9 protein-coding genes are annotated in these 13,330 nt (G+C 39.2%); 6 read left to right on the top strand and 3 right to left on the bottom strand.

Going from position 1 to position 13,330, the window contains the following annotated elements; genetic code table 11:
- Positions 1-249: 249 nt before the first annotated feature.
- The 3 genes from H5116_RS01675 to H5116_RS01665 all read right to left on the bottom strand — a co-directional run bounded on the left by H5116_RS01675 (position 250) and on the right by H5116_RS01665 (position 5,286).
- Complete coding sequence (locus tag H5116_RS01675; RefSeq protein WP_024598256.1) at positions 250-1,242, bottom strand: carbohydrate kinase; 993 nt, start codon at positions 1,240-1,242, stop codon at positions 250-252.
- 63 nt (positions 1,243-1,305) lie between these two features.
- On the bottom strand, positions 1,306-3,894 hold the full coding sequence (locus tag H5116_RS01670; RefSeq protein WP_024597027.1) for a TonB-dependent receptor: 2,589 nt from the start codon (positions 3,892-3,894) through the stop codon (positions 1,306-1,308).
- Between the two features lie 234 nt (positions 3,895-4,128).
- Entirely contained in the window at positions 4,129-5,286 is a 1,158-nt protein-coding gene (locus H5116_RS01665; RefSeq protein WP_206016098.1) for an ROK family transcriptional regulator, read from the bottom strand.
- Between the two features lie 286 nt (positions 5,287-5,572).
- Between H5116_RS01665 and fucP the strand changes: the two genes are divergently transcribed.
- From fucP to H5116_RS01635, 6 genes are all read left to right on the top strand, one after another.
- A complete protein-coding gene (gene fucP / locus H5116_RS01660; RefSeq protein ID WP_029753314.1) occupies positions 5,573-6,880 on the top strand; it encodes an L-fucose:H+ symporter permease in 1,308 nt (435 codons plus the stop codon).
- A 132-nt stretch (positions 6,881-7,012) separates the two neighbouring features.
- Complete coding sequence (locus tag H5116_RS01655; RefSeq protein ID WP_024597030.1) at positions 7,013-7,621, top strand: flavin reductase family protein; 609 nt, start codon at positions 7,013-7,015, stop codon at positions 7,619-7,621.
- A 43-nt stretch (positions 7,622-7,664) separates the two neighbouring features.
- Positions 7,665-9,590: a S9 family peptidase gene (locus H5116_RS01650; RefSeq protein ID WP_182715411.1), complete on the top strand. Its 1,926-nt coding sequence runs from the start codon at positions 7,665-7,667 to the stop codon at positions 9,588-9,590.
- Between the two features lie 79 nt (positions 9,591-9,669).
- Positions 9,670-11,325, top strand: a complete 1,656-nt coding sequence (locus tag H5116_RS01645) for a YHYH protein (protein ID WP_182715453.1) — start codon at positions 9,670-9,672, stop codon at positions 11,323-11,325.
- 9 nt (positions 11,326-11,334) lie between these two features.
- Positions 11,335-11,865, top strand: coding sequence for a hypothetical protein (locus H5116_RS01640; protein ID WP_024597033.1), 531 nt, complete (start codon positions 11,335-11,337; stop codon positions 11,863-11,865).
- Positions 11,865-13,310 (top strand): ATP-binding protein, encoded by a 1,446-nt coding sequence (locus H5116_RS01635; protein ID WP_182715410.1) that lies wholly within the window; start codon positions 11,865-11,867, stop codon positions 13,308-13,310. The genes H5116_RS01640 and H5116_RS01635 overlap by 1 nt, the downstream gene beginning before the upstream one ends.
- Positions 13,311-13,330: the final 20 nt, after the last annotated feature.

Here is a 13,330-nt window from a genome sequence, read left to right as displayed (position 1 = left end):
GTCATGTGAGAGTACACCTATTAAAGCTTCACCAATTGCAACTACTTCCATTATCTTTTCCTAAAACTTGCGGGGGTATCGCTTTGTATGACGATACCCTCAGTTAGGGTAAAATTAAAAACGCTTACCAATAGTAAAGCTAAAGACACGAGATATGACAACGCGCGCATTAAATATAATTGATTGATCTGCTACCGTTTCACCTGAGTGAAACTTCCCTCTGATAAGTTTCCTGAGTTATTTAGGTTTTTAACATCGACACGAAGATTTAAGGGTACTCGCCGAGATATCATGGTATGTAGGTAGGGCATCAAAGGCTCCAAACGTTGCTACTGTTTTGGCTCCGCATTTAGTAGCAAAGTCGATAGCCTTTGAAACGTTAGTAAAGTTATTTGCCCAGTCAGTAAATTCTGTTTTATTACTCACTAGCGAAGATATTTGATATAAAAAACCACCTACAAACGCATCGCCTGCAGCTGTGGTATCCACAACATATGCCTTAGGGCAAGGATAAGTACCACTAAATGAGCTAGATGAAAAAGTAATAGGCTCGCCACCATCGGTCATTAAAACTAAAGCTACGCCACTATCTACCCAACTTCTAATAGTGGTATCAATATGCTCTATTCCATAAAGCGAGATCAGCTCATCTTTACTCGCTTTAATAACATCAACTGTTTTAGCAACATCCTCAATAACAGATTTAGCTGTGAGTGGTTCATCCCAGAAGGCTGAACGAAAGTTAATGTCAAAGCATGTAACCGAGCCTGATTCTTTAAAGTGTTTTAGCGCATGTAAGGTTGTATTTAATACTAAAGGTTTTGCAAAAGAGCCTGAACAAAAACTCACAATTTTAGGTGTTGAAAATAAAGAGGGCTCTAAATCGGTTATTTGTAAATCGTAATGTGCAGCATCTTTATCGTAAAATTCAAATGTACGTTCACCGTTTTCATCCAACGATACGAACGCGAGTGCCGTCTTCCCTTTTTTTGAAAAGCCAACATAAGATGTGTTTACATTATACATTTTGAGTGCATTTATTAAAAAGCGACCAAATTTATCATTGCCTACTTTACCAAGCAAATAACTTGAACCACCAAGCTTTGCTACGGCTACAGCAACATTAGCGGGTGCGCCTCCGGCAAACTGTGTGAAGTCTAGTTCGCTATTTGATGCCTTATTGTGCATGCAGTCATGTGAGAGTATATCTATTAAAGCTTCACCAATTGCAACTACTTCCATTATATTTTCCTAAAAATTGCGAGGGTATCGCTTTGCATGACGATACCCTAGATTAGAGTAAAATTAAAAACGCTTACCAATAGTAAGGCTAAAGGTACGAGGTAAGACAACGCGCGCATTAAATGTAGTTGCTTGACCTGCTACCGTTTCACCTGCGCGAGGATCCCCCTCTGATAAGCCTTCTGAGTTATTTAGGTTTTTAACATCGGCACGAAGGTAATAACCGTCTTCGTTTTCAAGGGATAAACCAAGGTTTAACATGCCATACATAGGCAGTTCTGCTGTGTTGGCGTCGTCGGCATAACGTTTACCGCTCCAAGAGTAGCTACCATGAATAGCTGCCATACCCCACGAAAAATCTTCAAACTGATAGCTACTAGTTAATTGGCCAAAGTGCTTAGGCACACGTACAGGTAAGTTGCCGTTTATATCAATAGAGGCAGAGCTTCCATTAGCATCCAAGTATTGCGCCGCTGGTGTGTTTACAAATTCGGGTGATTGGTACGTTGCAGATACACCAATGCGCCAGTCTTGGGTGATTTGCAGGTTAAATTCGGCTTCTACACCTAAGGTTTCTGTGTTTCTAAAGGCTTGACGTTGCACTACTTGACCATTTTCAACAGTAGGTACATTAAAGAATAAATCATCCGCAGCGGCGAAGTAACCGGTTACAAATGCTGCGACATCACCTTCGTTATATTTAATGCCCACCTCGGCCATTACCGTTGAAGCTGGTTGTGTTTCGCGTCTCTCAGAGTTATTAAATTGATTAATTTCCTCTTGACTAGTTAGGTTGGTAATCGCCATGTATTTATCTACATCAGGCATACGAAAACCATCTGCATATCGAGTGAATACCGCTAAGTCGTCGTTAAATTTGTAGTTAGCTGCAATTGTCCATGCCATTTCGTTGTATTCAACATCAAAGTTTCGGTAAGTCCCATCACCAAAGGGCAGGGTAATATTCCCATTGACGGTATCAGTATCGCTGGCAAAACTGTCAATTGTGTAATTAGCTTGGTTTTGCGCTTCCCCATCTGCTTTGAGGGTTTCGTACCTTAGGCCCAGATTAAACGACACATCTTCAAGCTCGTATTCAAAGTCAGCAAAGGGCGCAAGGGTATTTTCACTATAAACAATATCGGCAAAACCATGTGATCCAGCCTGAATACCTTTGTAAGTACCGCTGGCAATGTCAAGACCTTGTGCATCTGTAAATACAACATCTAAGCGCTGCGGCAGGGGCTCTACTGATTGCAGTGTATTAATTCGATAGTCGGTAACATGGCCATTAATATTAGAGAAGAATAAGCCAAAATTAGCATAAAGAGTCCCTTCGCCTACATCATCAAAGGTGTAGTTGAATCTGGTTTCGTTTTGAAAGTTATCGCCTTCAAAACGTCTATGCCAAAAGCCTGCGTTTATTCCGTATCCATTGGTGTTGTAGGTATTTACGTTGCTTGAATCAGCCAATACAAAGCCGTTTCCTGCATCGCGTATATCGTAACTTAGGTTACCATCAACCATGGCACCTGCAAGGACATCAGTATTTGCAGCATATATAGCTTGTGCTTTACTAGCTAACGATTCGGCGTTACCTACGTTAATGATGCCGGTAAAGGTTGTTAGCATATCGGTATAACGCATTTGATTTGAAAAGACTAAGTTTTCGTTGATTTCAATTTCGGTTGTATTGCCAAAGTAGGTCACATTAGCGTAGTTACCATCTGCAATATCCAAATCAATGTCGCCGCTTGGGGTGTTATTAAGAGTTAATAAACGCGCACCTGCTGAGTTACCGGTGGTGCCATCTCTGATATCCATCCCGCCTGGGATTGTTTTAGCATTGGTGGTTGAGCCTATTAATGGCTGAGGAATAAAAAAGAATGATCTATCGTTTTGTTTATTAAACTCAAAGCGGGTAAAGCCGCTGCCATCTTTAAAAAAGTGCTTAATATTGCCATTAAGCTCACCACCTTGGTTAGCTGTATACCCCGGATCGCGTGCGGAGTCATCCTTGCGATACCAAGCGCCAACAGCATAGGTTGTCTGATCGTCTATTGATCCGCTAACCCAACCTTGTCCACCTAGGCGGTTGTTGCTGTTGGTTTCAAAAAACACATCACCTTGGGTATCATCGGAGCCTTCACGAGAAATAAAATTAATAAACCCAGCTGGCGCGCTACCAACAAAAATTGACGAGGCACCACCACGAATAGCTTCAACGCTGCCAACAAAATTAGACAAACGGGTAAAGCGATCATTTTGAGTAAATAAAATATCTTGATTATAAAACACGGTCATACCATCACGAAGTAGTGCTGTAAACTCTGTTTGCGTTGATAACGGAAAGCCTCGTGGGGCTACGTTGTTACCGGTTTCTCCACCGGTGTCTTCGGCATGAAAACCAGGAATACTTCGTACTAATTCAGCAACACTGTGCGGAGCCAATTGCTCTAACTTTGCTTCGTTAAAGGTAGTTATTGCATTAGTTGATTCGATTTTCTCTTTTGGCCGAGATGTTCCCGTTACAATGATGCGCTCAAACCCTAAATCACTTTTTGCTTCTTGTTGCTCTTGTGACAAGACGCTAGGGGATATGGATAGACCTACAGCGACTGCAATTAGAGTCATTTTTGCTGATACTTTCATTTTTCTGTTCTCTCTTTGTTGTGTGTGTATACAAATTTGCGGTTTTATTAATCAAACATGTCAGTGTTATCAAATTTGTAAATAGAATGTAGAGAACTTAAAATAATAAATCAACTATTATTACTTATTATTTTTTGTACAGCTTTTTGATTGTTTAAGTGAATTTTTTACCTCTGATAAAAAATAAATAAGCAGCCAACGTTACCGATGGCTGCTTTTTAACTTTAAAGTATATTAGTGGTGTGAAAGGCTTGCGTGATCTTGAGAAAAGTTGATAAGTAACGGAAGGTTAGCGCAGCCTACTGATTGAGCCTTGGCGCCAATAGAGCCACTTTGTACTTCACAGCGATTAATACCGCGATGATCAGCCTGGCTCAATTTTAACTTTGTTGCCAAAACTATTTTTTCTCTGACATTGATAGGAATGGCGCCATCAATGACAATTGCCTCAAAATCAAAAATAGCTAAAGAACACAATGCCGCGTAGGCGAGGCCATCTGCAACTTGGTCTATCCACTTATCGAGTACGGGGCCTAAGTCTCCCCAATACTCTTTTGAACTCCATAGTATGTCAGTATTGTAGCCATCACCTTTGAGCATTTTTTCGAGAATATACAGTGATGATTGCATAATAAGTTGTTGGGAGGTTAGTTGTCCTTCTCTATTAAGCATAGGCCTAGGTAATGAACCTATAGCGCCGGCATTACCTTTTTTACCAGTAAATAAGGTTTCGTTTATAACAACTCCACCACCAATAAAAGTACCAATAAAAATATATAAAAAATCGCTAAAACGAGCAGGATTACCAAAGCTTAATTCAGCTGAACAAGCAGCGGTATCATCATTACATACATACACGGGAAGATGTACAATTTGATTTATTTTTTCTTTAAAATCAAAAGACTTCCATTCATTCAATACTGTTTTTGGAGCGCCGGCTTCTTCTGTCCAGTTCCAAATTTCGTAAGGGGTAGCAACACCCACACCTAAGATACGCTTGGCTAATTCGTCACTTAAGCTCATTTTAAGTACGCTGATCCCTTTCTCTAAAAAGGTTAGCAAGCTCTGTACTGTGGGGTAAGCGCAGTTTTCGTGCAAAGTTGCGCGTATATTTCCTACTAAGTCAATCAAGGTTAAATCAAAACTGCGACGACCTACTTTTAAGCCAATTCCAAATGCACCATCTGGATTTAACGCAAATGGGATGGTTGGTTGGCCAACCTTACCACGCTGAGGGTCTTTCCGTATTAATAACGATTCGGCTTCTAAACTATTGATAATTACTGTGACGGCCTGTGCTGAAAGCCCTGTTTTTTGTGCAATTTCAGCTTTTGGAGCACTACCGTGTTGGCGAATTAATGACATAATTCGGCGTTCATTATGAGCACGCAGGCCAGATTGGCTTCGGCCTTCTTGTAAAGAGAGTCGAGGGTTTTTAGATTTGATAATTATTCCTACCTAGTTGTTATTATCTTGAATAACCTGATTAATTGTACACCGAGTGTGTGTAATTGGCGACTATATTAGCTTTATTGCCGGGTTCATTTCTTATTATTAAATTTACGACAGAGTATAAATAAGTCACAGGAGGTCAATAAATAACTATAGTTGATTTATTGACGGAATGATATTTAACTGGTTAAATGCTTTACTTAACATTAACAACTGAGACACGGCAATGACCACACACACACACACACAAACACCTCTTGTCTCCAAGGAGATGGTGGTTCCCTTTATTTTACTTGTTCTGTGCTTTGCTGCATGGGGAGCTGCGGCAAACATGACTGATCCGCTAGTAAAAGTGTTTAGTAAAATTTTTACTATGTCGTCAGTGCAGTCTGCATTGGTACAATTTAGCTACTATGGAGCTTACTTTTGCCTAGCTATTCCGGCGGCATATATCAATAAACGCTTTTCGTATAAAACAGGTGTGTTAACCGGTTTAGGGATGGCTGCAATCGGAGCATTTTTGTTTTATCCCGCCAGCCAAGCAATGACTTATGGTTTTTTTTTAGTGGCTTTGTTTGTGTTAGCTGGAGGCTTATCTATTTTAGAGACATCAGCAAACCCTTATGTAATGGGAATGGGCACCCAACAAGGTGCAACTCGCAGGTTGAATTTGGCGCAATCATTTAACCCTGTCGGTACTAACATTGGTGTTTTTTTAGCCGCTACCCTTATTTTACCAAAGCTCAATACCGCAACCTCTGGTGAGCGCACAAATATGAATAGTGAGCAATTAACTAGCATTATAAGCGCAGAACTTGATGCAGTTATGGTGCCTTATGTTGGTATGGCTTGTGTGTTGGTTTTTATTTGGTTGGCAATTGCGTTTACTAAAACACCTAATTTTTGTAAGCAAAAAAAAGTCTCTAAGCATGTAGAATTTAGTGCAACGTTTAAGCGCTTGTTTAAAAATACCCATTACCGCTTTGGTGTTATCGCCCAGTTTTTTAATGTTGCGGCGCAAACTTGTGTATGGACATTTACCATCCAGTACGTAATGGAGGCACTCGATACAAATGAAGTTACTGGGGGAAGTATTTTACAATACAGTATGATCACCTTTTTAGTTTCTCGATTTGTAATGACCTGGCTTATGGGATTTATTCGTCCTGCCAAACTGTTAATGGCAACCTCTATTATTGCAATGCTGCTGTGTTTTTATATGGTGAAAATGCCAAATATAAGTGGCGTATGGGCGCTGGTAAGTATATCGGCTTGCTTGTCGTTAATGTTTCCAACTATTTACGCGATTTCACTTCATGGGTTAGGCGATGATGCAAAACTAGGTGCTGCTGGTTTAGTAATGGCTATTTTAGGTGGAGCGATAGTTCCTGTATTCCAAGCTGTGTTTATTGATACATACAGTGTCGCGTTTTCTTATGTTGTGCCTGCGGGGTGTTTTATTATTGTTGCAGCTTATGCTGCATTTGATTTAAAAACAAAAGTCAGAGTATTCAATAATGTAGCGCCTTGCTAAATGGATTGAAAACCGAGCCTGAAGGCTCGGTTTTACTTTTTAACTTTTCTCATTTGTAAATCTTCTTTAACCCCAACCTTCATCGGATTAAGATATTAGGCATGTTGATATTCTTATTTAGTTGAAAAAAATATGTTTTTAGATCTCACCGAAAATACCAACCAAAATGTTTACTCTTACTTAGTAGGCGGTATCAGCCCAAGGCCTATCGCATGGATAAGTACATTAAATAGCGAAGGTAGTGCAAATATTGCGCCTTATTCATTTTTTACTGTGGCTAGTTGCAAGCCAGCTGTTTTAAGTGTTACGCAAGTAAACCCTAGTGATAAAACGAATAAAGATACGCTTAGTAATCTAATGGCAACTAAAGAATGTGTGGTTAATATTGTCAGCCAAGAGCTAGTTGAAAAAATGAACCAAAGTTGTGCAAATTATCCTAGTGATATAAGCGAGTTTGATGCAGCTAACATTGCCCAAGCTCCAAGTAAGTTAGTTAACGCGCCAAGCGTTGCCGATTCAAAAGTACGGTTTGAATGTAAGTTACGCGAAGTTATTAGTATTTCAAATGAGCCTGGCGGTGGAAAAATGATGTTGCTGGATGTAGTGGGTATTTGTATAGACGATGAAGTGATGAGTGGTGGCTATATTGACCCTGAATTATTAAATGCAGTGGGCAAAATGGGCGGCGATTACTTTAGTACAACCAAAGATAAGTTTTTGCTTAAAAGGCCACAGTTGTGAAATAATCGTTTACTTAGGAGTACAATAATAAAAGGATTTACGAATGTTTAAGTTCATTTTCACTTTGTTAATTGCTTTGCAAAGTTTTGGCTCTTTTGCCACACAAGATAAAAAACTACCTATAGAGGTTTTTGCAGGCTTAAAAGATTTTAGCCAAGTGAAGCTATCTCCCAATGGTAAGAACCTCGCTTTTATAAGAAACCATCAAGGGACTTTAATCTTAATGGTTAAAAACTTGGAGACGGGGGTTACAACACCAATTATAAACTCAAATAACCATACAGTGTTTTTTGATTGGTATAACTGGGCAAATGATGACGTACTGTTACTTGGTGCTCGCTATATAAAATATCAGTTTGGCGGAGTTAAATATACATCAACGCTTATGTATGCGTATAACTTTAAAAATGATAAAGGTCTGAAATTAGCTTTTAAAGCCAACACAGTAAGAGATGAAATCCAGCCACAATATTCAGACCGAATTGTTAGTTTTTTACCTGAAAAAGAAAATAAAATTTTAGTTCAAGGGGATTTTAAAATAGCAAATACCCCAGCAGTTTATGAGTTAGATTTAACCACATTACGTAAGACACAAATACAAAGACCACGCAGTAATGTAGTTACTTGGTTTGCCGACAGGCAAGGTAAAGTTCGTATTGCAAAAAAAATGGACGATACGCAATTTACTTACGATTATTTTGATGAGAATAAACAGTCGTGGGAAACTTTATTTGATTATGAGGTTTTTAGTAAGCAAAGTATTTCTATATTAGGGTTTGATAAAGACTCTAATTTTTTATACATCACTGCGTTACATGAAGGGCGCGATGCATTATTTAAACTCAATTTAACGACTAAAGCTCGCGAGCTAATTTACAGTAATAGTAAATATGATTTTGATGGGTCTATTTTTTATTCACAACAAACTGGCGAAGTTGCAGGCTTTACTGATTCACATTTAGATGATGGTATTAAATATTGGGATAAAGACTTAGATAAATTACATCGTTCTTTGCGCGTATCACTCCCTAAAGATGAATATAAATTAGACATTGTAAGTACCAGTAAAGATCAGCAAAAATATATACTCTATATCAGCTCAGACAAAACGTCGGGTAGTTATTTATTTGGGGATAGAGTAAAAAAGCAGGTGAGTGCAATTGCTGATGTTTATCCGCAAATAGATGCCTCTGTATACAGAGGTAAAAAGCGCATTAGCTACAAGGCAAGAGATGGCTTGAAAATAGAAGGCTATCTAACTCTACCAGTAGAATATAAAGAAGGTGATAAGTTACCAACAATTATATTTCCACATGGCGGCCCCATGGCAAGGGATTATGCTAATTTTGATTACTGGACAGCTTTATTAGCCTATAACGGATATGCTGTTTTACAGCCTAATTTCCGTGGTTCGAGTGGCTATGGGCACGACTTTTTAATGCAGTCAATTCAAGGTTTTGGTTTGGCTATGCAAGATGACTTGCAAGACGGTGCAAACTGGTTAATTGACCAAGGAATAGCACAAGCAGATAGCATTTGTATTGGTGGTGCTAGCTATGGTGGCTATGCAGCGTTAATGGCTGTAATTAAGCACCCAGAAACGTTTAAATGTGCAGCTAGTTTTGCTGGGGTAAGTGATTTACAGTATTTAGTGAGTAAAGCACGACACTTTACAAACAAAAATATCGTTAGAAAGCAGTTTGGAACTGATGATGATTTACTAGAAGCTAATTCTCCAGTGAATTTTGCTAAAAAAATAACAAGACCAATATTGCTTGTACATGGAACTGACGACAGTGTGGTACCTGTTTATCATAGTAGAGAAATGCAGGATGAACTTGATGATGAAGCAAAAGATGTTACTTATATTGAGCTTGAGGATGGCGATCATTACTTATCTTATCAAGAACACAGAGTTAAAACTCTTCAGGCATTTTTAGACTTTTTTGATAAACATTTGAAAAAATAAATAGCCAGACTCCAGTTAAATAGCAAAAAGACAACTTAGGTTGTCTTTTTTGATCACAATCTTCCTTTGTTTGTGCACATTGTTTGCACTTTTACTTGTTAACTTTGTTTTATTAAACGTTAAAGTAAAGGTTCAAGCATTGAAAACACTTCTTAAAAAAAAAGCCGCTAATGCAACTAAGTTATTTGCGTTAAGTACGCTTTGTATCGCTTTAAGCGCATGTAATAGCGATTCAACAAGTACTGCAACAGACGGCGATACAGTCAGTAATAGTGCTCCAACGGTTGATGCTGGTATTGACCAAACTGTTAATGCGGGCGATACCGTTTATTTAAGTTCAATGGTTGAAGATGACGGTGAAGTATCGGTTAGTTGGTCACAAACATCAGGTACTACCGTTAGTTTATCTTCAAGTACTGCAACGTCTACAGAGTTTGTTGCCCCAGAGGTATTAACCGATGAAGCACTTGTATTTGAAATTAGTGCAGATGATGGCACAAACGATGTCGTTGTAGATACAGTTATAGTTAATGTTATTGCTTCATCAGACTCAGATACAGTTGATAATAGTACAAAACTTACCAGCTGGTTAATTAACAACGATACAACTTCTACATACATACAAAATAATGGTGCAGTGGTTGAAGATGTTCAATCAGTTGAGGTTGTTAGCGTTACTGAGGAAGATGCTGACGTTGAATACATGTATGTGCAAACTACTGACATTCCTAAATATGATGTAACGCTTACACAAGACCAAGTAGACGCGTTAAATAACCGCCCGCGTGCAGCTACCGATTTTTATAACGGTGTAACTTCTGCAGCAGTAGGGCAAACCATTTCCTTTGGTGAAGATATTGGCTATAACAGCAGCACTGAAAACTGTGATGACACAGGCGGTGCAGGTTATTGGCCTCCAGGACCGGGTTGCCCAACAGAACAAGCGGTTGAAGCATATTTTCCGCTAACACCTACCGATTTATCTGACGCTGAAACTTGCGAAACAGGTTTAGGTACAGTTGGCTTAATGGTTAATGGCACCAGTATATTTAACTGGGGCGATGGTATGAGCTACGGAAATAATATTTGGTATACATTAGCGCCCATTGCTGAGCAATATGATGTTGATGTGTGTGGCGGACATGCTGCTAACGGTGAATATCATCACCATTTTTATACTAGTTGCTTAGCTGATTTACTCGAAGATGATGGCGATGCGCATTCACCTATCTATGGGTTTGCAGCTGATGGCTATCCGCTTTATGGTCCTTATGAAAGTAACGGACAACTAGCATTAAGTGGCTGGGAAATGCGAGATTACGGTGCACCTACAAGTGAAGGGGGTTGTGGTACTGAGGGTGAGCGAAGCTGTACCTTAGTTGATCAATACGATGTTAGCCAAGGTACACAAACAAGTGATGCAGGTCCTGCTATAGGTGCACAAGTAACGACGCTCTCTGGTAATACATTGAATGCCGACGATGGTTATTACTTTGAAGATTATTACTACGCGCAAAAAACAGTAACCGGTGCTCAATTAGATGAGCATAACGGCCACGATACTAATGATGGTAAGGGTTATCACTACCATATAACACTAACGTTAGACAGTGATGGTAAATTACAGCCTTCTTTTCCTTATCAAATAGGGCCTCGTTTTAAAGGTCAATTAGCCGCTAATTCAATTGGTCGCTGTGATACTGGCGAAACAATGGGTCCACCACCGGGAATGTAAGGAGTAACTATGCGTTATTTTAAATACGCATTGATCCTAACAACTGCTGCGCTATTGAGCTTCAAGCTCTTTGCGCAGCAGGAAATGATGGATCATAGCCATATGCCTATAGCTGTGCCAAATGACACGCCAATCCCGGCATTAAGCCTTAAGTTATTAAAAGATAGTATGTCGGGTTATAACTTAATTTTAGATACACAGCGTTATGATTTGTCTGTGCCGCCAGAGGGCACGATGAACATGCAACAAATGATGGGCGTGACAACAAACCAAGACACCGGTTTTTTACAAGGTCATGCTCATTTATACATTAATGGGGTTAAAATACAGCGAATTTACGGACAAGCGTTGCATTTACCTGCTAACTTATTTAAAACTGGTATAAATACCGTATCGGTTACTTTAAATAATCATGGTCATATGTATTGGACCGCTCAAGGTAAAAAAATAGTTGCTACGCTGTATGTTAACGACCAAACCAAAGAGTTTATAACATACCGATTTGAGAGCTTTCCTAGCAAGGTTGAAAACACGCATTAATGAAAATTCATAATAAACTTTTTTTAATACTATTTAGTTTTACCTTTAGTGTTATTGCAGGGCTGGTGGTTCTTATACAGTGGAGCATAGGGCAAGGCGTAATTGATTTTGTTAATGCAAAAGAGGTGAAAGCGCTTGAACCACTTGTTGTGCAATTTGCAAAGCAATATGAACAAACACCCTCATGGGAGCGTGTTGTCGGCAATGGCGAAAACTTTAGAAAACGTGTTGAATCGCAATTAGAAAATAGCCAGTTTTTGCCTAGGCCACAAGAAGGTCCAGGTCCGCGTGGGCGAATGATGCGACGACCGCCGCCAGATCATATTCGTTTAGAGGAAGATCGCCGCCCACCGCCAGAAAATATTGCTCACTACGCTTTGCTTGACGAAAATAAACAGCGAGTAGTGGGTAGATACCTCAGCGATTTAAAATATATAACAACCCCAATTATTGTTAACGATAAAATAGTGGGTTACTTAGCAGTTTCTAAAAGAGATAGCTTGGTTGATGGCTACGAGCTTGATTTTTTACAGCAGCAAACTAACTACTTATGGTTTATTGCTTTAGCTGCGGTATTGCTAACATTAATGGTTACTTTTTTATTGTCTCGTCACCTAGTAAGCCCTGTAAAGCAAATTGCTAACGGTATGCATCGCTTAACGCAAGGTAATTACGAGACCAAACTCACGCTTGAGCGAAAAGACGAGCTAGGACAGTTGAGCGAAGATTTTAATACGCTTGCATTTACACTCGCTAAAGATGAGCAAGTACGTAAGCGTTGGCTTGCTAATATTTCTCATGAGCTTAGGACGCCAATGAGTATTTTACTCGGTGAACTTGAAGCTATGCTACTTGGTATACGAGAACCGAACGCAAAAAATATAAGTTCGGCTAACGATGAAGCCCTACATTTAAAACGCTTAATAGACGACTTGCATATGCTCAATAGCGCAGAGTTAGGAGGTATGCACTACACTATGCAACCTACTGATATGGCGTTATTATTAAATACTATTGAGCAAAAGTATCAGGTTTTGCTTGAACAACATAATATAAAAATATACCTACTAAATAGCGCTAAACACATAACTGTACAAGCAGATAAAACACGCCTTTTGCAGCTACTCGATAATATTTTAATGAACGCAGTACACTATGCACAATGTACAACTATTTCTTTAACGGCTAATAATATAAGCATTAAAGGGCAAACTTATTTAGAGCTTATAATCGAAGATAATGGCGTAGGTGTAGAGCAGTCGCATTTATCGCATTTGTTTGAGTATTTATACCGAGTAGATAGTTCGCGTAATCGCCAAGAGGGCGGTTCTGGCTTAGGTTTATCTATTTGCCAGCATATAGTTAAAGGTCATAAAGGTGAAATAGCTGCAGAAAAAGCCAGCTTAGGCGGCCTTGCTATTATTATTAGATTGCCAACTATTTAGCTTATAAAATAAAGTTAAGG

It is taken from the genome of Pseudoalteromonas sp. SG45-2, assembly GCF_014164115.1.
In the GTDB taxonomy this organism is placed as follows: domain Bacteria; phylum Pseudomonadota; class Gammaproteobacteria; order Enterobacterales; family Alteromonadaceae; genus Pseudoalteromonas; species Pseudoalteromonas distincta.
The sequence above is the reverse complement of the archived record's forward strand: the minus strand, read 5'-3'. Positions and strand labels throughout refer to the sequence as shown.

What these genes read in the sequence shown, in the direction of transcription:
- H5116_RS01675 (WP_024598256.1), bottom strand. Translation starts at nt 1,242, where the DNA reads ATGGAAGTAGTTGCAATTGGTGAAGCTTTAATAGATATACTCTCACAT.
- H5116_RS01670 (WP_024597027.1), bottom strand. Translation starts at nt 3,894, where the DNA reads ATGAAAGTATCAGCAAAAATGACTCTAATTGCAGTCGCTGTAGGTCTA.
- fucP (WP_029753314.1), top strand. Translation starts at nt 5,573, where the DNA reads ATGACCACACACACACACACACAAACACCTCTTGTCTCCAAGGAGATG.
- H5116_RS01655 (WP_024597030.1), top strand. Translation starts at nt 7,013, where the DNA reads ATGTTTTTAGATCTCACCGAAAATACCAACCAAAATGTTTACTCTTAC.
- H5116_RS01650 (WP_182715411.1), top strand. Translation starts at nt 7,665, where the DNA reads ATGTTTAAGTTCATTTTCACTTTGTTAATTGCTTTGCAAAGTTTTGGC.
- H5116_RS01640 (WP_024597033.1), top strand. Translation starts at nt 11,335, where the DNA reads ATGCGTTATTTTAAATACGCATTGATCCTAACAACTGCTGCGCTATTG.
- H5116_RS01635 (WP_182715410.1), top strand. Translation starts at nt 11,865, where the DNA reads ATGAAAATTCATAATAAACTTTTTTTAATACTATTTAGTTTTACCTTT.